The following is a 25,329-nucleotide window of genomic DNA, read 5'->3' as shown; positions in this document are numbered from 1 at the left end:
AATGATTGATCTGGCTAGACGTCGTGAAGCCTTATTAAGGTTTAAGCTTCATGACATTAAATTCTGGATTTGTCAGTTGCACTGGATCGAGTACGGTGCCATTTTGAATCCAACGCTTGGCCAGCTTGACCAGCTTGGCGTCGTTGACTGCAATCATGTTGATCAAGCGCTGCTGTGCATCCAGATACAAATAACTGATCTGGGTATCACTACATTGACGCACCACCAAGCTCGGATTTAACTCGGGTTGATAGGTGCCCAAAATTTGAATATTGAAGTGATACTGATCGGACCATAACCATGGAATGTCGGCATATTCCGTTGCCACACCCATCATGGATTTTGCTGCCGCGATTGCCTGATTTTGTGCATTGGCCCAAGACTGGATGCAATACCCCAAGACCGGATGAATCGCGACATCGCCGGCAGCATAAATATTTGCATCGGAAGTTTGTCCGAAACGGTTCACTACTATGCCGTCTTTTACCTCTAAGCCAGCATGAACGCCCAACTCTTTGGCAATTTCGGCACCTGCTCCCACCACCACGCAGTCGTAACAACGCGATGGTTCAGGATGATTGAGCACATTAACGCTTCCGTTAGAGGCTTCGATCAAATGCAAGTTTTTACTGTTTAAGTGAATATGTGTGCCCTGTGCGGTGTGAATGTCATACAAAAACTTAGACACTTCTGGACTAACGCTACGGGCACATAGACGTTCAGCATATTCAAATACATCTACAGTTTTGCCCTGTTTACGTGCGGTTGCCGCAATTTCAAGCCCGATCCATCCGCCACCCACAATGGCCACAGACTGTGCTGTATCGAGTAGTTTTGCTAAACGCTCGCAATCTTGGACATCTCGTAATGTCACAACGTTTGGTATATCTTTCCATGTATTGGCTGGAACTCGTGCACGGCTCCCAGTGGCAATCAGTAATTTGTCATAGGCAAGGACTTTGCCACTCTCCAAAGTGACTTGCTGACTCACACGATCAATTTGTGTAGCACGGTCAGGTTTGTGTAGATGGATTGAAAAAGCATCAATTTGTTCAGGAGAAAATAAATTTAGACTGTCGTAGGTAGCTTCTTTCGACAGCACTTGCTTTGATAGTGGTGGACGCTCATAAAAAATCTGGTTTTCTTCTGAAACCACATGAATTTCGCCAGTAAAGCCTTCTTGTCTAAGCGTGCTTACAGCCCAACCTGCTGCCTGCCCTGCTCCTACCACTACGATTCTCTCCATGTCCTCTCTCCTTTAATCCTTTTTTAATGCGATACAGGTTTCACCTGACGACGCGTATCATGATCAAGCCCACCTTCAATCGCCCACTCAGTAAAAAGCTCCAGACGATGTTCTTCAAAACGTGGTTGCCATGCCTCAGTGAGATAATCGTCGTTGGTGTAATACTCAAATGCACCGCCCAATGGAGAATTCACATACCAGAAGTACGCCGAAGAAATTGGATGACGCCCCGGCCCGATGAAGGTGGACCACTGCGAACGATTCATGTGTAGACCACCGCCAATCACCTCATGGATATCACGTACCACAAAAGCCACATGATTTAGGCCCGCAGGTTTATTTGGAACGGACAACAAGAACAGATCATGGTGATAGCCTTCGCCACGACAGCGCAGAAATGCACCACGATTGACATAAGCATCGGATAGGTAAAAGCCCAATTTTTCTTTATAAAAATCTTCGGTCTTTGCTAAATCAGGTGTAAAGAACACCACATGACCTATGGCAATCGGCTCACCTTTTTCATATACGGGACTAGCGGCATTAATGCGCTGGATATTGCCGTATTGATTGATACCTTCTGTTTTTTGTTCAGGTATATCGTGCGTGATTGAACGCTGAAATACGATGGTCATACCGTTTGGATCGCGGCACTGAACATAACCTTCACCTTGCTCAAAACCGTCGACGTCTTTTAAACACAGCGCAAAGTGATTCAAGTCAGTGTCTTCGCTTACCCCCCATGTCACTTCACGTAAGGTGGAACCCGCTTCAATTGCAGCAGGTAAACGTGAATCGGCGAGATCAAATATATAAAGTTTGCTGCCGTTTTGTGTTTGAAAGAGTTCAGTATTGTCCAGATCAGATGTATGCTGAGACAACCCGAAATCACGCAGAAACTTTGTGGTTTGAGCCCTGTCTTCTACACCAAATTTTAAAATTTCGATTCCCTTGATCATGCATAACGCTCCTAATTAAAGACAAAGCCACCATTGACCGGAATATTCTGTCCCGTCACAAATGAAGCCAGATCGGACAATAAATAAATTGCAGTGCCGTTTAAGTCTTGCGGATGCTGCTGACGCTGGATTGCGCGTCCAGTGACATAAAGATTGTGACGTTCTTGCGGTACATATTCAGTTGCTTCCACCAAGGTTAGGCCCGGTGAAATGGTGTTGACGCAAATCTCAAATTCGCCTAACTCTCGCGCCATTGAACGCGTCATGGAAAGAATGGCCCCTTTACTGGCCACATAAGCCATCAATCGAGGTGCTCCCCACAATGCGGTATCCGAGGCGATATTGACGATTTTTGCGCTACCAGATTGCTTCAAATATGGCACGCATGCCTGCACCATCAGCCATGTGCCTTTTACATTAATGGTCATGACCCGATCCCATAGCACAGGATCATATTCCATTAAATCTTGACCACCGACTCCGGTTGCCAGTGCAGCACAATTGACCAAACCATCCAGCCCGCCCATTTTTTGAATGGCAAACTCAGCACACTGATGTACAGATTCAGGCTGTGACAAATCGAGTGCAGTTGAATAAACCGTTAGGCCCTGCTGGTTCAAGTCAGCGGCTTCTTGGTCAACCAGTTCATCTAGAATATCTGCCATCACAACCTGCGCGCCCGCTTGTGCGATAGCTTGTGCAAAGCCAAGCCCCAAGCCACGTGCCGCTCCGGTCACAATGATTTTTTTACCTTGCAGTAATGTATGAGAAGACATAACCAATCCTTAAGGCGTTTGTGCCAGCGCCGAGGTATCCAGCAACGCGATTTTTTTCAGCTGCTTTTCGGCATCTTTTTTCATCAGACGGCGTAAGCGCGATAAGCCCACATCGTGTTGATACAAAAACTCTTTTGAACGTGCATTTGGCGCAAGATTTTCCAAAATGATGCGATCTTGCTCCAGTACATCCCAGTGGAGTTTTTCAAGATGATTGCGATACAAGAACCGCCATACGTGGCGTTGCCAGCCAGACACCTGACGGCAGCGCCAGAAAAACACGCGCGTATTATTGGCATCGATAGGCGTGGCAAAGCCGACAATCCAGAACACTCCACCCGGACCAAATTCTTTGCGATACGGGATCGATAAACGTAACCAGCTGGTTCCAGTTTGGCCATATTCGACCCAGTCGAAGTTCACCCCAGTTTGACCTTCTTTTTCGAAAATAAAGCCATGTTCGGTATTGCGATGCTTCATCTCGGCTGTACGCTCACCTTCTGCCATAGAATGCGAGGTACAGTGCAGATACGTTCCATGCATAGGATCCATCACGTTATCAATTGCATACTGATGATTGACCTTCCAGTCGGCCTGACACAAAAATGAACTCCATTCTTCACTGGCCAATTGCTCCGGGAAAGCTAGTTCCGCTGGTGGTTCGTTCGGATCCAGACCAAACCAAATAAAGATGGCATCGTGCTTTTCTATCACTGGATAGCTTTTTACACATTCAGCGCCTTTGAGTGGACATTCATGTACAGCAGGTACATCTTCAACCATCCCCTTGCCATTCACTTCTACACCGTGATACCAGCAGGCAACCCGGTTTCCAAGATTCCAACCTAACGACAAACGAGCGCCACGGTGCGGACAGCGGTCTTCAAGTGCATGCAATTGACCGTCATGATCACGCCACACCACAATATTTTCACCTAAACGAGTGATTCCAACCGGATTTGCATTGACTTCCCAACTGGCCAGAACGGGATACCATTGATCACGTAAACCCAGTTCAAGATAGTCTTCTGTACTTGAAGCTTGTTGATAGATTGCATTCATGTCTTTTCTTCCCTGATCTCAATAACCCAAACGCTGCATTTCTTCGCTAAAGCTCTGCATGGTCCAAACTTCACCAGATTCGCGACGAAAACCTTGCTGATTTAGCGCTGCAACCAGATCATTTAGCTCTGTAACCCCAGAAGCAAAAGCCTGGATCAGGTGTTTAACAAAATCCTGTTCATATGCAGTAGGTGATTTATAACGGTTTTGCCAAACCAAATGCTCTACTTGACCCGGAATCTGGATATTGTTGATACCAGCTTCCAGTGAAGGTGTGGCGTTAATCCAATTGGCCAGTTTTTCGTTAAATTGTTTCACGGCAAATTTCCTTGCTTGCTATTACAGTTGAATCTGGACCTGTTGCCCGTCCACGCGCACGGGATAAGTACACAGATCACGACATCCTGGTCCGCTTTTTAGTTCACCGGTTTGAATATCAAAAATCGCTTCGTGCAATGGACACTCTACGGTTTGATCTTCAATAAAGCCTTCTGTGAGCAACGCAAATGCATGTGGACACACATTTTCGATTGCAAAGTACTGCTCATCGATAACGAATACACCAATTTTTTTGTCGTTTACTTCAACTGCTTTTGGTTCATCTTCCGAGACATCATCAATGCCACAAACTGAAATCCAACTCATCGTTTGAGCCCTCGATATTGTTTTATATACAAAACATTTGTTTATTTCCAAAACATATGCAAAGAATAATCCTCAAATTGATTTTATGTCAATAAATAAAAATTTATATATTTCATAATCTTAATTATTTTTAAATATTTTATTACGTTTTATCAATTAAATTTAGTTTTATATATAAACATTGTTTTAAGTATTTTTTATCATTACAATAGAATCAAAATAAAGCACATTGCACCAAAATCATTCCCCCTTTTATTTCTAGGAATTTTTATCGAATGAGCATAGCTGTAGAAGAAGATGTCGTAGACGTCGAGGCGAGCAAAAATGACGATCGCTATTTGGTTCCAGGGCTTGTACGCGGTTTAGCCATCTTGCAGGCGTTCAATCAAGAAGCACAGGAAATGACCATTTCTGAAATTGCCGAAATTTTAGATGTGAACCGTTCTAGTGCATTTCGTTTGATTTACACCTTAGAATCCTGTGGATTTTTGCGCAAAGCATCGCAGAAAACCTATGCGCTAGATTCCAAAGTCATGGAGCTAGGTTTTAACAGTTTGTCAAAGCTGTCACTGCTCGATTTATCGACACCTTTGATGAAAGATTTACGCGATCAAACCAAAATTGCAGTACATCTTTCTATTTTGGAAGGTACGCATATTGTTTTTGTAAATAATATTCAGTCGACCGGCCCATTCACAAGTACCATTAGTTTGGGTACGCGCTGGCCAGCTCACGCCACCGTCATTGGTCAATTACTGTTATCAAATTTACCCGAAACAGAAATTCGTCAGCGCTACCGTAAGTTTGATGAATGGGATACTTTTTCCGAACTGACCCCAAAAAATCTAAAAGAGCTGCTACTGCGTTTAAACTTTGTGAAAACTCAGGCATCGATGGTGAGCTGGGGGCATTACAACCATGACATGGCAGCATGTGCAGCACCGATTTATCGTCAGTCTTCAAAAGAAATGGTGGCGGTGTTGTCTGTTAGCTGCCCGATCAGCACCTATGACGAAACAACATTTAAGCAAGATATATCCAAACAGGTCATTGAAACTGCTGAAAAAATTTCAAAATTTATTTATTAGTGTTGTGGGCAATGGATTGCCGACCACTCATCTTTAGTCTTGCATTGTTTTTGATGATTTCTCCCACTTTATCTGTACCTTAAAAAATCAACATGATTTTCTCTCAAACGAATGACTTGACATTGTTCAAGTTCAGCTTAATCATATAGATTGTTTTATATATTTAACTTTGTTTTGTATTTAAAACAAATAATAACTCGATCTTTTAGGTAAAACAAAACGAGAATACAGGTATGGACACATTACGAATTGCAATCGTTGGCGGTGGTGTTGGCGGTTTGGCTGCCGCAATTGCCTTAAGTAAGGCGGGCCACAAGGTCACGGTCTTTGAACAAGCTGCTACATTTTCACGTGTGGGAGCAGACATTAATCTCACCCCAAATGTGGTTAAAGCACTGGATGGCTTAGGTGCTGGCCAGACCATTCGTAAATTAGGAGCCATGCCGACTTATCGAATCAGCCGTGATTGGGATACGAGCCTTGAAACCTCTCGCTTAGGTATGAGCCAAGTGGCTGAACAACACTATGGTGCGCCACAGGTCACCATCCACCGTGCAGATATTATTCACGCTTTGGCTGAATTATTTCCTGTCGAACACATTCAGTTTTCCAAACGTCTGTGTCATTTAGAGCAGCATGCATCCGGCATTGATTTAAGTTTTGAAGATGGTACACAACAACAGTTTGATGTGGTGATTGGTGCAGATGGTATCCATTCACGTGTGCGTAGTGCTTTATTTGGCGAAGAATCTCCACGCTTTACCGGAATTGTGTCCTTTCGCTCTGTTGTACCGACAGAAAGAGTACAACATGTACCCGAAATCGATGCATTTACCAAATGGTGGGGCCCAGTCCCTCAGCAGCAGATTGTGACGTTCCCACTCAATCAAGGTAAAGACACCTTTATTTTTGCGACGACCGGGCAAGAGAGCTGGACAGAAGAATCATGGACCAGTGAAGGTGACGTAAATGAATTGCGCGCATTTTATAAAGATTTTCATGCGGATGCACGTGCCCTGCTTGATGCCTGCGACACGACCCTAAAAAGTGCGCTTTATGAACGTGATCCACTGCAAAATTGGTCTGTCGGTTGTGTAACGCTATTGGGTGATGCCTGTCATCCAATGCTTCCATTTATGGCACAAGGTGCCGGTATGGCAATTGAAGATGCGGTAGTACTTGGACGCTGCCTTGCATCGGTCAGCTCTCACACAGATATTGAACGGGCACTTCAAGTTTATGAACTCACTCGACAAGAGCGTACCGCTAAAATTCAACTCGGTTCTCGTGGCAACCAATGGATGAAGCAACAAGGTAACGCCGACTGGGTCTATCAATACGATGCGTGGCAGACTGAACTTGCCAACACCAGTAACGCTTAAAATCAAAAGATCCTGCTTAAGCAGGATCTTTTTTAAAGCAGTAAGCATTCCTTAAATTGTACTCATGAGTGAACTCAGTAAAGCCAGCATTCAAGAATGATACGAACCATTAACTACTCAAGCCAATGATTTAACAGGTTTAACATCTGTATCTTGATCGTGCTGACGATAAAATGCCTTACCTAGACTTAAAATCAGGAAGATTGCCAAAACAAATACGATACCGTAATAGGCATATAAAGTTGCAGGTGCCAAACCCTTGTCTAAAAACATACCTGCAACCGTTGGCGATATAATGGCACCAATTCGGCCAAATCCAATTGCGTAGCCCACTCCACGACTACGAATATTGGCATCGTAAATGGTTGGCGAAATTGAATACAAGCCTGCCACGCAGCCATTGATGAGTGTGCCAAGCAACAGCCCGACCACCAGTGCAATGCTGACTTGCGATGAGACTGCCACAAAGAGCCAGACACATGCAGCGGTTAAACCTAAAAACACACTGAGCGCATAGAAAATTTTGACACGTGAGGCCAGTAAGCCAATAATTGCCGCACCAAAAATTCCACCAATACTGATTAAAATACCCGTACTCACGCCTTGATCTGGTGACATTCCCATGCTGATCAAAATCTTTGGTGTCCAGCTCATGACAAAATAGAATCCGAACATCACCAAGAAGAATGAAAACCAAAGGCATAAGGTTAAAAAGCCTTGTTTACCCTGAAACAGTTTTGCAATATCACCTGCTTCTTTGGTGCCATTTTTATCGTAGATTGGCAAGGTGTCTAAGCGAACTAACCCCATACGCTGCATGACAGCATTGATTTTTTCGAGTGCTTGTTTTGGTTTTTTAGCCAATAAATAATCCAGCGAATCTGGCAATACCCAATAACTCACCAGCAACATCAGCAGTGTTGTCACGCCACCTGCCAAGAAAATCGAGCGCCAGCCTAAGTGTTCAACAAAGGCCAAAGACAATACACCACCCAGAGTTGCGCCAATACCATAACCTGTTGACATCAGGCTCACTGCAAGGCTACGCCATCTTAGATTGGCATACTCGCTTGCCAATACGTTACTACTGGCCAAGATACCACCCACACCAATACCCGTAATAAAGCGCAATGCAGCCAACATGCCATGACTGGTCACAAACGCACATGCCAACATACTAAGGCCGGAAATCCCCAAACAAATCAGAATCAGAAAACGGCGACCAATTTTATCTGCCAATGGCGCTAAAAAGATGGAGCCTGCGGCCATACCGAACAGGCCAGCGCTGAGTAACATTCCGATTTGCGCACCTGAAAGTGACCACTCAGCAGAAACTGACGGTGCGGTAAAGGCCATCACCATCACATCAAAGCCATCAATGATATTCAAACAAATACAGATCCCGATCACAAACCATTGATAGCGGCTCATGGGGTTTTGATTAATTTCGCTGAGTACGTCGCGTTGCATGTGGGTATCTCCATGTCTGGACAGCGATACACGCCACATTCAACAGTATAAATGCTGGGTGATTATGCATATCCATATCCATAATTGCCTAAAAGGAATTAAATAACTAAAAATAAATAACGGTAGTGTTCAGGTCTCTGGAGCGTCCTGCTCATGTTAAATAGTGATCAACTCGATTGATCAAAGCAACAATTTCAAGATTTTATTGTTCGATAAACGTACAAATAAATTGATGATCGCACATTTAATTTATTTTTCTCAAGCGAAGCTTCAAGTTCAGTAAAATAGCTTCATTTCCTCAAATATGGATCCAATATTGCTTTTATAATTCGATCTATGAGATTTTTTATTTATGACTTAAATGTGGATTAAACCTATCTCATTTAAATAAAAAAATAATGAATCATGAAATAATTACTGAACTATGTAAAAAAAACATACAAACTTAATTTTGTTCTAAAGAAAAATCTAAATTGACGAATAGTCAAAACTCAATTAAATTGGATCCAATAAGTGATAAGGAGCTGTCACAAATGTTTATAAAAAATGCATGGTACGTCGCCTGCCGTCCAGAAGATCTTCAGGACAAGCCATTAGGTCGAACTATTTGTGGTGAAAAAATCGTCTTTTATCGTGCCAAAGAAAATAAAGTGGCTGCTGTAGAAGATTTCTGTCCGCATCGCGGCGCACCGCTGTCACTCGGTTATGTCGAAGATGGTCATCTGGTTTGTGGCTATCACGGCTTGGTCATGGGCTGTGATGGAAAAACCGTCGCAATGCCAGCACAACGCGTGACTGGTTTTCCGTGCAATAAAGCCTATGCTGCTGTGGAAAAATACGGTTTTATCTGGGTTTGGCCAGGCGATATTGCGTTGGCAGACGAGAGCACGCTTCCAGAACTTGAATGGGCCGATCATCCCGAATGGGGCTATGGCGGAGGTCTGTTTCATATCCAGTGTGATTATCGATTAATGATTGACAATCTGATGGATCTCACCCACGAAACCTACGTACATTCGAGTAGTATTGGTCAAAAAGAAATTGACGAAGCTTTGCCTGTGACCAAGGTCGACGGCGATCATGTGATTACTGAACGCTATATGGAAAATGTGATTGCCCCACCGTTTTGGAAAATGGCATTGCGTGGCAACCATTTGGCCGATGATATTCCGGTTGATCGCTGGCAGCGCTGCCATTTTTATGCACCAAGTAATGTACATATTGAGGTGGGCGTGGCGCATGCAGGTTATGGCGGATATCAAGCACCTACAGACAAAAAAGTCTCGGCGATTGTGGTCGACTTTATTACGCCTGAAACTGAAACGTCGCATTGGTATTTTTGGGGAATGGCACGTCACTTTCAGCCCGAAAATCATGAATTGACCGATCAAATTCGTGAAGGTCAAGGCAAAATCTTTACCGAAGATTTGCAAATGCTGGAACAACAGCAACAAAACATTTTGAACAATCCGCACAGAAAATTATTAATGTTGAATATCGATGCGGGTGGTGTTCAATCACGAAAAATTATTGAGCGTCTGCTGGCCAAAGAAACAACGCCACCGCCAAGTCTTCAAGATCGCCAGTTTCCCAATATTCGCGTGATATAAGGCAGCATGACATGGACGTGATCATTGATAAAATTCATCAGCTCACTGCACATATTCGTGCTTTTGAACTGATTTCGACACAAGGCGATTCGCTTCCGGCTTTTTCGGCAGGTGCGCATATCGATGTGCATTTAAAAAACGGCTTCACTCGCCAATACTCACTTTCAAACTGTAGCAGTGAAAGACATCGTTACGTGATTGGCGTGTTACACGATGAACATTCACGTGGCGGTTCGCGCTGTATGCATCTGGACTATAGCGAAGGTGATCGTTTACAGATTAGTCCACCACGTAACTTATTTGAGCTGCATCCGCAAACTGGCCGTGCCATGTTATTTGCAGGGGGAATTGGCATCACACCGATCTTATCGATGGCCTATCAATTAAAGCGTGAACAGATTCCATTTGAGCTGCATTATTTTGTGCGGTGCCACGAAATGCTTGCATTTTATGGCAATTTAACCACGCATTTTCCAGATCATCTTCATTTACATATTCAAGATCAACCTGAAACGGCGTGCAATATGGCGCAGGTATTAGCCGATGCCAGTACAGACCATCATCTCTATGTTTGTGGCCCGACAGGTTTTATGCAGTTTGTGATGGATGCAGCCGTGGAGGCGGGTTGGTCGAATGCTCAATTGCATCAGGAACATTTTGCTGCTGCACCAATCGATCAAACCAGTAACCGGTCTTTTCGAATTGAAGTTCTCGGTTCCGGCCAAACGATTGAGGTTCCGGCCAATCAAACAGCAACCCAAGCACTGCTTGCGCATGGTTTTGACGTGCCTATTTCATGTGAACAAGGCGTATGCGGAACCTGTATGACCCGTGTACTTGCTGGTATCCCAGAGCATCGCGATGTGTTTATGACAGATGAAGAGCATGCGTCAAATCAGTATTTTACGCCATGCTGCTCAAGAGCCAAGTCAGAGACCTTAGTGATTGAGCTTGGATAAAAGGTTTTCTCCTATACATCTTAAGCCCATGTATAGGAGTTTTTTAATCTGCAATCAGATGCCGAACGGTCTCTCCCAAAATGGCAACACTGCTATGTTCGCGCATCAGGTTTTCAGCACGCCCCGCTTGTCGATGCAACAGCGCATCGAAAATGGAGCAATGCTGCAAATGTGCGTAATGCAAACGGCGATATTCTGAAAGCGCCTGAGATGAATCGAAGGTAATGGCTTGCGCTGACGCAAAAGGTAGTTGATTATTCTTAGCGAGCGCCTGCATCAGGGCAATATTTTTTGCCCCCTGAAGAATCGTGTCATGAAAAATCACATTAAAATGATCATAGGTTTCTATCTCTGCGTCGCCGAAACTGCTGTGCGCTGCAAAAAGCTTTTCGATTTCTTCAATACAGCTTTTAAGTGTGCTTTTCTGCTCATCGTTTAAGCCTTTTTCTGCCAAGGTTTTGGCTGCCAAACCTTCGAGCACACCACGCACTTCAATCGCATCTTGAATCAACTGGTCAGAAATTTCACGTACCAGATAACCACGCGTAGGATTCTTGATCAAGAGTCCTTCTTGTTCGAGCAGTCGAAAAGCCATACGCACTGGCTGACGCGATACACCTAGTAGTTCAGCCGTTGGAATTTCAGCAATCCGACTCCCGCCTGCAAGTTCGCCAGCAATAATCATTTTTCTGAGTTTTATTAAGACTTGTTGTCCTGAAGACATTTGCGCCACTTTTTAGCAATCAAGAATCCATTCGATGCTATCAATTTAACGCGTATTCTGACAATGATAATTATGTGAGTTTTGCTTTAAATTTGAGTGATTTAATGACAAAACAGCCTCAATTTTGATGACTGTCTTGTCAAAAAAATGACTTGTAAATGAAATCAATATTTTCCAGAAAAATTGGCACTGACACGCTGTGCTAAATAATCTTTGGCGGTAATGTCGGGATACTTGCCTTGAGGGCTTTGAATCAGCACATCCTCATTGGCTTGACAGAAAAATGCAAGGCTATAGCGAGCGCCTTGATATTCATCATCGGCTGGATTTTTGACACGATGGAAATTAGATGGCAATAAATCATCACTCCATCGGGTGAGCATATCGCCAATGTTGCAGGTAATGACATCTTTACATGGCTCAATCGAGGTCCACTCCTGCTCGTCCATTTCTTTGCCCGGACACACCTGCAAGCCCCCTTGGCCTTCTTGCTGAAATAATAATGTTAAACAGTCAAAATCGGTGTGTGCGCCCGCACGCCATAATCCTAGTTCTTCTTTGAGCGCAGGATCGACCGCATAATAGTGCAGCATGCGTAAGGTACTTTGATAACTTGACTGCGAAGGATCATGTGCCTGTGTAAAAAACTCTTCTGCAAAACCGAGTTTATAGGCAAAGCAGGATAAAATTTTCATTCCTACCGACCAGCACTTTTGTTCAAAATCGAGCATATCGGTTTTGAAGTGTGGAAGTTCTTGTTCGGTTGGCCAAAGCTGTTGCATGCGTGGCCGGGTAATTTGATAGGACTCTTTCTGATCGGGCGTTTGTGTAGAGGGCCGAATTTGTGCTTTGCTTTCCCATCCGGCATTACGAGTTAAGGGATACTGTGCTTTGATATCTCGCGGTAAGGCAAAAAATTGCTCGGCCATTTTAAAGGCATGATCGATATCTCGGCTTGAAATTCCATGGTTATACACCTGAAAAAAACCGATTTCGATTGCAGCAGACCAGAGCTGATCGGCTATTTCGTATTTGCGCTGTTCAAAGTCACTTAAATCGATCATTCGGATTTCACGTTGGGTTTCGGTGCCTATACTGCCCATCCGTGATTCTTTTTGTAGTTCCTGCAATGAAAATTCATTTGTTGGGTAATGTCGACTGTTCATTTTTATCACTCACATTCAAGTAAATTTTAATGACATGACCCAATACGCTAAAATGATAGTCAAGTATTGAGTCACACTAAACGTCTCGCTTTTTTAAGCTAACGCTTAGAGCAATGACCCACATACTCATTTTTTATATGTTGACAGCTTCTACTCTCAATTAAATCAAGCAAACACTATGCCAATCTAAAATTGCAAAAAATCACAATGAAATGCAAGATTAAAGGCCCATTCTGCACTGCGCTGCATCAGATTGTGGCAATGTCAGCTGTTTAACTGCATTATGAGTGTGCATGCCTTAATTTTCAGGCAAAAAAAAGCCACATCTGAGGGTGTGGCGAAGGGTATTTCAAGATGCCGATTGGAGATTGGCATAAGCTGCTAGGCTTGATAAGAAGATTAGTGCCCGGAACTTAATTCAAACTTAATTTTATGCAGCGAAATGTAATCATCGCATATTATTTTCATCTTATTGAAAACGATAATTGAGCGTCACAAACATTTCGCGCGGATTGCCCGGCGTCACCCATTCGTCTTTTAAACTAGACACGTAATACGCTCGATTAAACAGATTCTTCAAACTGAACTGAAAACTGAGCTGAGGCGTCACCTGATAGGCAGCGTTTAAATGCACCAAAGTATAAGCTGGAAGATTAAAACCATTGTCATATACATTGCCTGAGCGCTTTGACAGATATTGAATATTGCTGCCTACAGCAACTTTTTGCTCACCAGACTGCCAAAGATCATACATCATCATCAGGCTGGCATTATGTTTCGGGCTATTGAGTAGCGCACTGCCCTTTTGAATGCCCGAAGCCGCCTCAGTTTTTGATACCTTAGCATCAATATAGGCATAGGCCAGTTTTAGGTTGAGTGCATCGATGGGCTGAGCGGTGAAGTCCCATTCGATACCGCGACTGCTTTCCTCAGCGGCAGTGATCATGTACGACGAGTCGACGGGATTGGTGGTGAGAACATTTTGCTTCTTGATTTGAAAAATAGACCATGATGACATTAGGCGATCATCAAAGGCACTTTTTTTCATGCCAAGTTCATAGGTCCATGCTTTTTCGGGTGCAAACGGTTGTTGCTGGATATCTAAGCCAGAATTTAAGTGAAAGGATTGCCCTGCACTTACAAATACTGAAGTGGCATCGTCCACTCGATAATTCAGTGCAGCTTTCGGGCTCCACTGAGTAAAGCGTTGCTGACCCGATGTCTGCGCCACAACCTCGTTATAACGTTGTTGATAATAATCGAAACGACTCGCAATCAATAAAGTCCACTTAGGTGAAAACTCAATCGCATCACTTAAGCTCAGTGCCACATTATTTTGACGCTCATGTGTGTTGTAAACACTCGACACCGCCGGTAAATTAATCCCGTATTGAGGATGGTAAATATTGATCAGACTCTCGGTCGATCCTTTTTTGCGATAACGCAGCAAATGGTTTTGAATGGTCAAATCGCTATAGCTTAGCCCAATCGACCAGCGGTGCTTGGCTTGTGCTGTTTCTAGCTCACCTTGTACATCATGATTAAACAGATAACTGGTGGTGTCGTAGATACGATAGCGTCGCTCACGATTGAGATCACCCTGTGCATTTAAAAGTTGATAAGCTTCAGACGAAAATCCACGCCAAGTGTTGTCTTTGTAGTTAATGGTGCTGGTACTGGTCCAGTTATTGGCCCATTGGTGGCGAAGTCTAAGCTGCTGCAAATAATCATTCATGGTCATCAGACCATCGTCTTTTTCACCCAAAAAACGTGTATTGGGAATTTTCCCCAACTGCTGGTTCACAGCGGTCACTCCCCGATCGAACAGGCTGTTGATGACTGTATATTCGCTGTCATAGTCAAGTTGCGTCGCATCATTAGGTTGCCAAGTCAGTTGAGGTGCTACTAACAATCGATTGTTTTTCACTTCATCTCGAAAGCTGTGGTTGTTTTCATATGCCACCCCAATACGATACGCCACGGTGTCGGTTAACGCATTGCTAGCATCGATTGCGGTACGGTACTGATCATAGGAGCCACCCCGAAGCTCGATACTATACTCTGGATGAAATTGCGGTTTTTTGGTCACAATATTGACGGTTCCGCCCGGATCACCGGCACCATAAAGTGCAGCTTCTGGCCCTTTTAAAAACTCGATTCGCTCAATATTAATCAAATCATGCGCAGCATTCAGCCCCAGATACGCATTGACTCCATTTCGTAACGCAGCAGCACCAATGGTCTGATCGGTATTGAAACCACGAAACGAATAATTGTCCCAAAGCCCTCCTAAAGGGTTGAGTAAACTCACACCACTGACCAAGCCAATCACATCCCCAACACGCTGTGCATTGCTGTCTCGGAGCATCGCCTGATTCACCACCTGAACATTCTGCGGAGTTTGAAATGGGTCGGTTCCCGACTTTGTGGCCTCAGAGCTAAGCGTATTTAAATAAGAATGATCTTCCGATTGTGCCATGACCTGAAGCGTCTGCAATACCGCGGTTTCTTGCGCATACCCCGTGTGTAGCACACAAAAAAATGGTGCAAATGAATATAAAAAGTGCCTGCTACGCAGTTTCATTTTGGTGATCCAACAGTTGCAATTACGATAAATTACAATAAAATACCATCTTGTACACAAGTTTGTATAAGTCGTTTGACGTATTTTTTCCAATCTGCTGCCCGAGCACAATGCCTAAACTATGACTGCTGAATTTTTTGGTTTATTTCGATGCATTTTTTTGCTGACATTTATGGGATTGGTATGCGCTGCCTGTACGCCTGTACATGTACCGTCAGATCAGGCAAATACAGTTCAAATAGATGTGACAGACCGATACGGCAATAGAGTTCAACTGCAAAAGCCAGCACAGCGGATTGTGTGCCTGTTTGAGGCCAGCGTCGATGATTTGTATATGCTGGGTGCAGGTTCGGCACTGGTGGGCATTCCTGCCAAAATCTACAGCGCGCCGGATCTGTATCGTGCTTATTCCATTTTGGATCGACGCATTGCCCAAAAACAAATTGCAACGCCAAGTAACTGGGAAGCCTCGACCAATATTGAAAGTGTGGTTGCACTACAGCCCGATCTGGTCGTGGTCAATGCTGGCCAGACCGACGTGATCAAGGTATTACAAAAAATGCAGATTCCGGTATATGCCGTGATGTCGGAAAATCTGCAACAAACCCGAAAAGAATTACATGATTTAGGCACCCTGACAGGACGCAGTAAGCGTGCTCAGCAATTACTTCAATTTATTGATGCTGAAATTGCCGCGATGAATGCCAAAAAACACAATACAACGCAGCAAAAAACCGTGTACTACGGCTGGTCTGGAGGGCGGATTTTCTCGACCTCGGGCATCGACTCTATGCCCAATACTGTCATGACACTTGCCGGGGCACGTAATGTGGTCACCACTTCAATTGATCAACCCAATGTCAATCCAGAGAAACTTCTGGAGTGGAATCCGGATGTGATTTTACTGTGGAACAGTCGTCCTGAGCAGATTTATGAGCGCCCAGAACTAAGCACCTTAAGTGCCGTTCGGCAACGGCAGGTGTATAGCTTGCGTCCTGCGTTTTTGTTTAATCCGCATACACCCAAAATTCTGTTGGCTGCCAATCAGTTACAACACTGGTTATCTGGTTCAGTCGATGTGCATCAAGATGCAGCGCATGATATGCAGCGGATTTTAAGTGAATTTTATGGGGCAACGCATGCCACCCAACTCATCCACATGGCTCAATCCAAGGAATAATCAGTGAAGTCTTCTGTTTCTGTTTTGATTTATCTGCTCCCTGTTCCGCTGATTATATTTTCTTTGTTGATTGGGCCATCTGAACAATTTGGTCTACGTGATTTTAGCTATGCACTTTATGCCTTTTTTAGCACGCCAAACCATTTGAGCAATATTGAACTCGCGCGACTAGAACTCATGCAAAACATTATTGTAAATGTTCGAATGCCACGGGTCTTTCTTACCTTTTTAGTTGGCGCTGCACTGGCATCGTCGGGTAATACCCTGCAAGCCTTGTTTCGAAATCCATTGGTAGATTCTTATGTTTTGGGTATTTCGTCTGGCGCGGCTTTAGGTGCTGCGCTTGCACTGCTCACTGGCTGGCTCCCGGTTCAGGTATCTGCATTTTTATTTGGTATTTTAGCCGTATGTATGACCTATGGTTTTGCCCAGCAACGCTATGAAAAAAGTTCGGTGGTGGTGATTTTACTTTCCGGCATGATTGTTTCTGGGCTGTTTATCGCAGGACTCAGTATCGTGCAGTACTTGAGCGATCCTTATAAATTACAGGCAATTGTACAATGGACTATGGGCAATTTACATCAAGCCACATGGGACAAAGTCGAACAGGCTGTTTTACCGATTGCCCTGTCTTTACTGGGTATGTATGGCATGCGCTGGCGGCTGAATTTGCTGGCACTGGGTCAGCTTGAAGCCCAAGCGGTTGGCGTCGACCCAAGGCGAGATCAGTTTTTGTTGGTGTTATTTGTGACTCTAGCCACTTCATCTTCTGTGGCAGTTGCCGGCATTATTAGTCTTTACGGACTCTTTGTACCGCACGTCGTGCGTATGCTGATTGGGCCAGATAATGCCAAAACTGTTCCAGCGAACATTTTTTTGGGTGGATCATTTTTGTTGATTATCGATAATCTGTCTCGGACATTTTCAACCTTTGAAATTCCAATCGGAATTTTTACGATGCTGCTCGGTGCTCCCTTGTTTTTATATCTTATTCGTCGTTATCGCATGAACTGGGCTTGATGGTTATGAGTACAATTTCAATTCAACAAGTCAATTTTGCCTACCAGAAAAAAACGGTGCTGCACGACATTCAGCTCGAATTCCAGTCCAACTGTTTTTCTGTACTACTTGGTCGAAACGGGAGTGGTAAATCGACACTATTTAATCTGATGGCCGGTATTTATCCACTTCAGTCAGGTCAAATTTTATTTGATGGTCAGCCCTTGGCAAAGCTCAAAGGAAAACAGCGGGCGGTGCAACTGGGTTTTCTTGCACAAAGCCATCGTAGTATTTTTAATTTTAAAGTATTAGATGTGGTACTGACTGGTCGTGCTGCTTTTTCGGGTTATGCACCTTCACAAATCGATCGCGACCAAGCCTATGAAGCCCTTCGCATGCTGGAAATTGAGCATTTACAAGATCGCGATTACACCACGCTATCGGGCGGTGAGCGCCAACTGGTCATGATTGCACGCATCTTGACGCAAAACCCCAAAGTCATTTTACTCGATGAACCCACCAATCATCTGGATGTGTACTATCAGGCTTTTCTCATGCAAAAACTGCACGAGTTGTCGCGTCGAGGCTATACCATTGTGGCCATTATGCATGATCCGAATCTTGCATTTTTATATGCAGATGAGTTTTTCTTTATTAAAGACAGCCAGATTATTCGCGCACAAGACAAAGCACAGGCCGCTGAGGCTGATTTTTTGGCTCAGGTTTATGATTTACCGTTTCAGCAAGCCTATGTGGGCACCCACAAAATCGTCATGCCAAAACGCCGGGAAATCAGTGAATGACACTGAGCATTTGCAAAGTAATATTTTTTACTTCGTTGATGCTCTCAAGCACATGGTGCTCGGCCAAGTGAATGGCCTGTTCGGCATCTTTATTTAAGATACACCGTAAAATCGCACCATGATCTTCGTATGCATGCGCAACATCTAATGCCTTCATGGCCCCCAGACTCAGTACAATACGAATTTTTTCACTGGCCTCCTGATGAATCTTGGCAATTTGCTGATTACCGGCAGCACGTACTAAAGCACAGTGAAAGTCTTCACTTTGTAAGATCAACGCGGCAGTGTCTTTTAAATAGCGTTCGGGAGGAATCAGCCACATGGCCTGTAAGGCTTGCAATGCGGGTAACTCTTGCGGCTGTTCGAGTGCACACAGACGTTTGACTGCTTCTTTTTCTAAAATCATGCGTAAATCAAAAAGTTCTTGGTAATACCTAAATTCGAGTGGACGAATTTCCCATCCACTTCGAAAATGCACATGCACAAAACCTTCCTGCTCCAGACGATACAATGCCTGTCGGATCGGGGTACGACTTGCGGCATAACGCTCGGCCAGATCGGTTTCTGTAAAACGCTGACCGGGTTTGAGTACAAAGCTAAAAATATCTTGTTTTAATTGTGCATAAATCAGATCCGAAATGTTATTGGATATTTTTTTTTCAGATGGTGCTTTGGACATGAGATAAACCAATACGGAACGTATAAGCGGCTCATTATAATGGCTTTTGAGATTGAACGTAGCCATGACTGCAACAAATAAATGCGTGTGGATTTAAACCTGTCGAGATTTACACCAGAAAATGCCGTGCATGATGCAGCATATGCTCAGTTAAACGCTGTAACGGTTGTGATTGTTGTGACCAGTGATGCCAATATAACGGAATCTCGATGCTGTAATTAGGCATCAGATTGATCAGCGGTTGCTGGGCGGCTTTAAGCTGGAATTCGGGCACAATGCCATACCCCATGCCCAGTTGCACTGCGGTAAAATAAGACTCAGATGAAGGAATGACATGACACGGATAACTGCCTTGCGGTAGCCCAAACTGGCTTTCTAATACATTAAAATGAATATGATCTTTCTCATTAAAAATGATGGCCGGTGCACTGCGTAGCTGTGTGCGATGAATTCCGTGTGCAAACCATTGCTGCGTAAAGGCCTGAGTCGCGACTAACTGATATTTCATTTTGCCAAGATACTGGGCCTGACAGCCTTTCATGGGGTTACTTTCCACCGAAATACAGCCACTGACAATGCCTTTTTGTAGCCATGAATAGGTGTGAGACTGATCATCAACCCGCAGTTGTAGCAGTATTTTTTCTTGAATAAGCACCGCATGTAATGCAGGCAACAACCATGTCGAAAGCGAATCGGCGTTGGTGGCAATGACGGCTTGAAAAAAACTGGCCTTTTGCGGGCCAGCCAGCGTATGCATTAAATTCTGCTCCAGACGACGTGTATGCTGTAAATGCTCAAACAGTTGCTGACCTGCTGGCGTCAGTGTGCATGGGCGTGCCCGAATCAAAAGCAATTGTCCGAGTTGTTTTTCCAATGCTTGTACGCGCAGCGTAACCGCTGAAGGCGTAATACATAACGTATCGCCCGCCAAATCAAAACTACCGTGTTCTGCAACAGCCATAAATGCATCGCATTGCTTACTGTCTAACATAATCACCTAAATTTTTTTTAGTTATCTCGATATCTTCTTAGTATTACTGACTTTTATTAGAAAAACCATCTACCATTGATGAGGTTGGATTCCGGTTAAAAGCACACGCTGACGTGGCTCGGGATTACTTTTATTTTGTTTATGATCGAGTCACTATGAACGCTTTTTTTTCTGGCTTTGCCGTAGGGCTGTCGCTTATTGTCGCCATTGGTGCTCAAAATGCCTTCGTGCTCAAACAAGGGCTTAAACGTCAGCATGTTTTTTGGGTGTGTCTGGTGTGTGCGTTGTCTGATTCTATTTTGATTTATCTGGGCGTTACTGGATTTTCAAAAATAATCATTCAGTTTCCAGCTTTATTAATCTGTGCCCAGTATTTCGGTGCGCTCTTTTTATTCTTATATGGCATAAAGCATTTTTACGCAGCATTGCAGTCATCGGTATTACGCCCGAGTGATCTGGAAAATCACCAGCTATTGCCTGTAATCGGGATCTGTCTGGCACTCACTTGGCTCAATCCACATGTGTACTTAGATACAGTAGTTTTGGTCGGCTCAATTTCTGTTCAGTTTTCACCTCAAAATTATCTGTTCGCTGCCGGATGCATACTGGCATCTTGGTCTTTTTTCTTTTTACTCGGTTATGGTGCGCGGCTTGTATCACCTATGTTTAACCGTCCACATGCATGGAAAGTACTTGATCTTATTATTGGATTTATCATGTGGGGAATTGCGCTGAATCTGATTCTGTAATACATAGCTGGTTTGCCTGTATGACTAACCAGCTGTGTACGCACCTATCAGTTACGATATTTTAAAGCGAAGCGAATTGTCTTGATAAATCGGCGTAATGTCCTGCCCATTTAAAGTCACTTTTTGATAGCTTCCCTGTAGCTTTTTGGCAGTCAGTACGGTGTAGGTTCCTGCCGGCAAAGTGCTGCTGGTACGAATGTTTAACAGGCCATTTAAGCTGGCAGTCTGGTCAATTTGTACGGCAGGTTGCATTGCAGATTTAAAATCGACCAGAAGCGTTGAGCTAGCAAGCTGTGTAAAATTGCTCTTGAGGCGTAAAGTGGTTGTGGTATTGATATTTAAATTGCTATTAGCGCGTACATACACATCGCCTTGCCCTGCTGCATGTTCAGACAATAAACGAATCGTACCTTGAGTAATATCTATACCGCCCGTAAATGTATTGTTGCCATTTAAGCCGAGTGCGCCTGTTCCCAGTTTGGTGAGTTTTCCGGCTCCAGAAATATCATTGCCCCATTGATCAGACTGGTTAAAGCCACCTAATGCGGCATCCATGGTCAGTGTTACATCACCATTAAAATTGCCATAACCTGCACCTGCTTTAAACAGATTTAAGCGTCCATAACCTTCGGCATCATCCATAACAGGATAACCTGATGCAATTGCGGTCGACTTTAAGACCACACGGCGCTGGTTGGCCGTTAAGTAAGGAAAGCGGGTTTCGAGTAAGACTTCTGCACCTTTAGGTACATTTGCAACACGAGTTTTATCTGCAATTTGATTAAATCCATACGTCATCCACAGGCTGACTTTATCTTTTAATGTGTTTAGATCTGCGAACCGATCGTTTTGATCGTAAGGTGTTTTTGCTACAGCATAAAAGGCTTCAAAATTTGTAGTATTGGTGGCTTTCATCAACTGAGTTTGTGCCTGCTGATAGGCCTGTTGGCGCTTTTCAGGCGTCATGGCATTGAGGTTTGCGACATCGGCAGCAATAGACTGAATACGCCCACCGACTACATCAAGTGCCGAGTGCATCCCCGCAATAATACGCGAATCGCCCAAATCCATTCCGCGTGCGATCAGCTCCTGATAGCGCTGCGGCACCAGATATGCCATTGCAATGGCATTTCGACCCGCTTCGGCCGTATGACCACTTGGAAAACCGCCATCGGTATTAGGTGTATTGCTCTTGGCCGATTCTAAACTAGGCACCACGATGACATCGCGGCTCCAACGATACGGACGTGCATATTTATAAAATCGCTTGGCTGGTTCTGTCGATGCGTTGGTCCCCATGGCCTGAATAAATTCGACCACCTGACCAAAATCGAGATTGCCCTGAGCGGTTGTTAGGCCCGAGTTATTGCCTTGGTCGTCATATTTCACCTGCTGTGCATCAGCGGGTACAGCATTGATGGTGGTGGTTTGCCCAGTCAGTTTGCGCCATGGATCTGTCAGTGCGCCCAAACCAGTGGTCACGCTGTAGCTTTTACCGCGTCGATCATCGAGATAGGCACGCACAGCATCTTCTGCGCTGCGATTATGTGTGGTTTGTACGGAATAATTGATATTGTAATTGAGTACTTCTGCATTTTTTTTGGTTCCATCTGTACTATCACTTGGAATTCCGGTCCAGTTTGAGGCTTTCACCGCTGGAAATCCGTCTCGTGCTTCAGCAGATACGCCTGCATCGACCAATAAACTCGAAGGTGTCCAGACATCAAGATAACCACTTAAAACTCGAACGCCCGCATTGGTTTCAACTGTGGCATAACGCGCATCGCCTCGCTGGTTAGTCGCCCAAGAATCGACCACTGCATTAAGATTCGACGAAACAGGTGCAGTATCTTCATAGCCCAAACCTTTGGGCGGCTGCGTGGTAGCATCGGATGTGGTATCGGTATCATGATCATTACATCCTGTAAACAGCACGGAACAAGACAAAATCGAGAGGCAAAGCGCATTCAACTTGAAACTGGACATGGCGTCATCCATAAGCGTAAATAAAGATGCTATCTTTCAGTAAAAGTGTTTAATTTGTGTTAAATACGATCAAATGATTTTGAGTCGATCTACCTGTTAACTGACAAAAAAACCCATTTAAATCTGGACGCAACGGACGCTTTTATCGTGTGTTCACTTTATCTGGCGTCATTCAATCTGTGTTACGGACGACATTGACTTGATTCGACGCAAAAACCTATATTGGTCGATATAACAACCAAAAGAAGAATAGCAATGAAAAAATTCCTCCTCTGCTGTGCAGTGTTGTTCGGCACCCAACATGCCTTGGCTGCCAACACCACTTGGTCTGCTGGCTCAACCTATAAAGGTACAGTGACCGTACCTATTGAAAGCGGGCCTAATGTGGTCTGGAAATGTAACGGAAAAGCATGCAGCATGTCTGGCCCTTGGGGCGATGAGCTATCGCTCGACTCGTGCCAAAGTTTAGTGATGCGGGTAGGAAAAATTAGTTACTATAAAAACTCGGCTGGAAAAGTGTGGAATTCTCAATCACCCGAACTGGCCGCTTGCAATAAAGCAGCACGTTAAAGATACCAATCCAATAAAAAAACACCAGATCATCGCTGATCTGGTGTTTTTGTTGAGACGATTTATTTAGAAGCTCGCATCACTTCGGTTAAATCTTGGCATCAATATCGGTCACTGCAATTAATTTGTGGTTTACAAATTCTTTTAAACCCAAATCAATCAGTTCGCGACCATAGCCTGAACGACCTACGCCACCAAATGGCAAGTCGGCCTGCGACGTGGTTGGGCTATTGATGTAAACCATACCAGTATGGATTTTTTTGGCCACTTCAACACCGCGTTGATGATCGGCTGTATACACTGAGCCGCCCAAACCAAACGGTGAATCATTGGCGATACGGATAGCATCGTCCTCATCTTTGGCACGATATAACTGTGTGACTGGCCCGAAAAACTCCCAGTATCGTGCGTCGTTATCATCACTGATATCCGTCATAAGCAAGGGTTGGAAGAATGCACCTTGCTCTGGCACCGGCGCACCGATTGCTTCAACTTTAGCACCTGCTGCTTTGGCTTTTTCGACTTGTTTTTTCAAGTTGTCGGCGGCCTCTTGCGAACATAAAGGTGCCAAAGTGGTTTCTGGGTCCATCGGGTCACCCGCTTTAAGCTTTGCCACGCCTTGTTTGTAAAGCTCGACAAATCGATCATAGACTTGATCGACCACAATAAAACGTTTTGATGCGGTACATACCTGACCGGCATTGCTATGGCGGCCACTGACTGCAAGTTCAGCCGCTTTTTCTAGGTCTGCATCTTCAAGCACGATCAGTGCATCGGCCCCCCCTAGTTCAAGCGTCGATTTTTTCAATGCCTTGCCCGCATGTGCAGCCACCTCAGCGCCGGCACCCTCAGAACCTGTCAGTGCCACGCCACACACCCGATGATCATTTAAAATCAGAGGGATATGTTCATGACTCAAATATAGGTTTTTAAAAGCACCCTTAGGCAAACCTGCTTCAAGCATCAGTTCTTCAAATGCATTTGCACTTTGCGGCACAATCGAGGCATGCTTGAGCAGTACAGTATTTCCAGCGGCAAGCTGCGCACTCAAGATACGGGCAATCTGGTAAAACGGAAAATTCCAAGGTTCTACCGCCATCACAATACCCTGTGGCTCATAGTAAATTTTGGCATCGATGTCGGTATTTTCAGTGGTGAGTGGCGTCGGCGATAAAAACTTTTCGGCATGTTTGGCGTAATATTCAAAAATTTGTGCACAAATCTCGACTTCGCCTAATGCTTCTTTAAATAGTTTTCCCATTTCGAGCGTTAAAAATTTTGCATACTTCTCATTGTCGCGGCGCAAAATACTGGCCGCCTGATTTAATACGTTAGCACGTGTTTCAAACGAAGTTTCTTTCCAATCTAAATACGCGGTATAAGCTGCATCAATTGCTGCATGTACCTCTTTTTCAGTTGCAGTCGGGAATTCTTTTACTTTTTCGCCCGTGTAGGGATTAACCGTTGCATATGCCATGAATCTACCCTCTATTTTTGAAGTTTCAATTTTGAGCGCATTTCTAAAAAAAATGCGTGTCCATTTAAATTACGGTCACGCAGATGATTTCTAAAGTAATTTATTCTGATCTTACAAATCGTATAACGGCGTAACATTCAAAGACAAAATGTATAAAATTAGTTGAGGTTCAGCATTATCGTGTACTCAATACCAGCTTAACCGGTATGTATTTTAGGCTGCAA

At 44.2% G+C, this 25,329-nt stretch carries 23 protein-coding genes; 9 read left to right on the top strand and 14 right to left on the bottom strand.

What is annotated here, in order from left to right:
• Window positions 1–34: 34 nt before the first annotated feature.
• The 6 genes from KCV09_RS01020 to KCV09_RS00995 are packed head-to-tail and all read right to left on the bottom strand — an operon-like array spanning window position 35 to window position 4,688.
• A complete protein-coding gene (locus KCV09_RS01020) occupies window positions 35–1,246 on the bottom strand; it encodes an NAD(P)/FAD-dependent oxidoreductase (RefSeq protein WP_212515404.1) in 1,212 nt (403 codons plus the stop codon).
• A gap of 23 nt (window positions 1,247–1,269) precedes the next feature.
• Window positions 1,270–2,205 (bottom strand): VOC family protein, encoded by a 936-nt coding sequence (locus KCV09_RS01015; RefSeq protein ID WP_104124459.1) that lies wholly within the window; start codon window positions 2,203–2,205, stop codon window positions 1,270–1,272.
• Between the two features lie 11 nt (window positions 2,206–2,216).
• Window positions 2,217–2,981 carry an SDR family oxidoreductase gene (locus KCV09_RS01010; RefSeq protein ID WP_212515403.1) on the bottom strand — a complete coding sequence of 255 codons (765 nt, stop codon included), beginning with the start codon at window positions 2,979–2,981 and terminating at the stop codon, window positions 2,217–2,219.
• A 9-nt stretch (window positions 2,982–2,990) separates the two neighbouring features.
• Window positions 2,991–4,043 (bottom strand): aromatic ring-hydroxylating oxygenase subunit alpha, encoded by a 1,053-nt coding sequence (locus KCV09_RS01005; RefSeq protein WP_004935879.1) that lies wholly within the window; start codon window positions 4,041–4,043, stop codon window positions 2,991–2,993.
• 18 nt (window positions 4,044–4,061) lie between these two features.
• Window positions 4,062–4,361 carry a recombinase-like helix-turn-helix domain-containing protein gene (locus tag KCV09_RS01000; protein WP_212515402.1) on the bottom strand — a complete coding sequence of 100 codons (300 nt, stop codon included), beginning with the start codon at window positions 4,359–4,361 and terminating at the stop codon, window positions 4,062–4,064.
• Window positions 4,362–4,382: 21 nt separating this feature from the next.
• Window positions 4,383–4,688 (bottom strand): non-heme iron oxygenase ferredoxin subunit, encoded by a 306-nt coding sequence (locus KCV09_RS00995; protein ID WP_111812001.1) that lies wholly within the window; start codon window positions 4,686–4,688, stop codon window positions 4,383–4,385.
• Between the two features lie 275 nt (window positions 4,689–4,963).
• On the opposite strand from KCV09_RS00995, the gene KCV09_RS00990 reads away from it, so the two are divergent.
• A complete protein-coding gene (locus KCV09_RS00990) occupies window positions 4,964–5,776 on the top strand; it encodes an IclR family transcriptional regulator (protein WP_004935867.1) in 813 nt (270 codons plus the stop codon).
• 233 nt (window positions 5,777–6,009) lie between these two features.
• Complete coding sequence (locus KCV09_RS00985; RefSeq protein WP_151809220.1) at window positions 6,010–7,158, top strand: FAD-dependent monooxygenase; 1,149 nt, start codon at window positions 6,010–6,012, stop codon at window positions 7,156–7,158.
• A 117-nt stretch (window positions 7,159–7,275) separates the two neighbouring features.
• Here the strand turns inward: KCV09_RS00985 and KCV09_RS00980 are convergent, their stop codons facing one another.
• Window positions 7,276–8,628 carry an MFS transporter gene (locus tag KCV09_RS00980; RefSeq protein ID WP_004946021.1) on the bottom strand — a complete coding sequence of 451 codons (1,353 nt, stop codon included), beginning with the start codon at window positions 8,626–8,628 and terminating at the stop codon, window positions 7,276–7,278.
• A gap of 533 nt (window positions 8,629–9,161) precedes the next feature.
• Here KCV09_RS00980 and KCV09_RS00975 point away from each other — a divergent pair.
• Together KCV09_RS00975 and KCV09_RS00970 are read left to right on the top strand one after the other, a co-directional pair.
• Window positions 9,162–10,238: an aromatic ring-hydroxylating dioxygenase subunit alpha gene (locus tag KCV09_RS00975; protein WP_212515401.1), complete on the top strand. Its 1,077-nt coding sequence runs from the start codon at window positions 9,162–9,164 to the stop codon at window positions 10,236–10,238.
• Window positions 10,239–10,249: 11 nt separating this feature from the next.
• Entirely contained in the window at window positions 10,250–11,197 is a 948-nt protein-coding gene (locus KCV09_RS00970; protein ID WP_212515400.1) for a PDR/VanB family oxidoreductase, read from the top strand.
• Between the two features lie 43 nt (window positions 11,198–11,240).
• On the opposite strand, the gene KCV09_RS00965 is transcribed toward KCV09_RS00970, so the two are convergent.
• The 3 genes from KCV09_RS00965 to KCV09_RS00955 all read right to left on the bottom strand — a co-directional run bounded on the left by KCV09_RS00965 (window position 11,241) and on the right by KCV09_RS00955 (window position 15,671).
• A complete protein-coding gene (locus tag KCV09_RS00965; protein WP_151868441.1) occupies window positions 11,241–11,921 on the bottom strand; it encodes a GntR family transcriptional regulator in 681 nt (226 codons plus the stop codon).
• A gap of 164 nt (window positions 11,922–12,085) precedes the next feature.
• Entirely contained in the window at window positions 12,086–13,087 is a 1,002-nt protein-coding gene (locus KCV09_RS00960) for an isopenicillin N synthase family dioxygenase (RefSeq protein ID WP_212515399.1), read from the bottom strand.
• Window positions 13,088–13,556: 469 nt separating this feature from the next.
• Entirely contained in the window at window positions 13,557–15,671 is a 2,115-nt protein-coding gene (locus KCV09_RS00955; RefSeq protein ID WP_212515398.1) for a TonB-dependent siderophore receptor, read from the bottom strand.
• A 172-nt stretch (window positions 15,672–15,843) separates the two neighbouring features.
• On the opposite strand from KCV09_RS00955, the gene KCV09_RS00950 reads away from it, so the two are divergent.
• The 3 genes from KCV09_RS00950 to KCV09_RS00940 are packed head-to-tail and all read left to right on the top strand — an operon-like array spanning window position 15,844 to window position 18,653.
• Window positions 15,844–16,851: an ABC transporter substrate-binding protein gene (locus tag KCV09_RS00950; RefSeq protein WP_111813109.1), complete on the top strand. Its 1,008-nt coding sequence runs from the start codon at window positions 15,844–15,846 to the stop codon at window positions 16,849–16,851.
• A gap of 3 nt (window positions 16,852–16,854) precedes the next feature.
• Window positions 16,855–17,871: a FecCD family ABC transporter permease gene (locus tag KCV09_RS00945; RefSeq protein ID WP_004935853.1), complete on the top strand. Its 1,017-nt coding sequence runs from the start codon at window positions 16,855–16,857 to the stop codon at window positions 17,869–17,871.
• A 5-nt stretch (window positions 17,872–17,876) separates the two neighbouring features.
• Window positions 17,877–18,653, top strand: coding sequence for an ABC transporter ATP-binding protein (locus tag KCV09_RS00940; protein WP_228274187.1), 777 nt, complete (start codon window positions 17,877–17,879; stop codon window positions 18,651–18,653).
• Here KCV09_RS00940 and KCV09_RS00935 read toward each other — a convergent pair.
• Window positions 18,643–19,332, bottom strand: coding sequence for a GntR family transcriptional regulator (locus tag KCV09_RS00935; protein WP_039909863.1), 690 nt, complete (start codon window positions 19,330–19,332; stop codon window positions 18,643–18,645). The genes KCV09_RS00940 and KCV09_RS00935 overlap by 11 nt on opposite strands.
• 109 nt (window positions 19,333–19,441) lie before the next feature.
• Window positions 19,442–20,323 carry a LysR family transcriptional regulator ArgP gene (locus KCV09_RS00930; RefSeq protein ID WP_104124470.1) on the bottom strand — a complete coding sequence of 294 codons (882 nt, stop codon included), beginning with the start codon at window positions 20,321–20,323 and terminating at the stop codon, window positions 19,442–19,444.
• Between the two features lie 155 nt (window positions 20,324–20,478).
• On the opposite strand from KCV09_RS00930, the gene KCV09_RS00925 reads away from it, so the two are divergent.
• Window positions 20,479–21,072: a LysE/ArgO family amino acid transporter gene (locus KCV09_RS00925; RefSeq protein WP_212515397.1), complete on the top strand. Its 594-nt coding sequence runs from the start codon at window positions 20,479–20,481 to the stop codon at window positions 21,070–21,072.
• A 51-nt stretch (window positions 21,073–21,123) separates the two neighbouring features.
• Here the strand turns inward: KCV09_RS00925 and KCV09_RS00920 are convergent, their stop codons facing one another.
• A complete protein-coding gene (locus KCV09_RS00920; protein ID WP_212515396.1) occupies window positions 21,124–23,058 on the bottom strand; it encodes an acid phosphatase in 1,935 nt (644 codons plus the stop codon).
• A 255-nt stretch (window positions 23,059–23,313) separates the two neighbouring features.
• On the opposite strand from KCV09_RS00920, the gene KCV09_RS00915 reads away from it, so the two are divergent.
• Entirely contained in the window at window positions 23,314–23,628 is a 315-nt protein-coding gene (locus KCV09_RS00915; protein ID WP_212515395.1) for a hypothetical protein, read from the top strand.
• 88 nt (window positions 23,629–23,716) lie between these two features.
• On the opposite strand, the gene KCV09_RS00910 is transcribed toward KCV09_RS00915, so the two are convergent.
• Complete coding sequence (locus KCV09_RS00910; RefSeq protein ID WP_004945998.1) at window positions 23,717–25,105, bottom strand: NAD-dependent succinate-semialdehyde dehydrogenase; 1,389 nt, start codon at window positions 25,103–25,105, stop codon at window positions 23,717–23,719.
• Window positions 25,106–25,329 lie beyond the last annotated feature (224 nt).

The sequence above is a fragment of the Acinetobacter soli genome (assembly GCF_018139125.1).
Classification (GTDB): Bacteria; Pseudomonadota; Gammaproteobacteria; order Pseudomonadales; family Moraxellaceae; genus Acinetobacter; species Acinetobacter soli.
This window is presented reverse-complemented; position numbering and strand designations above follow the sequence as displayed.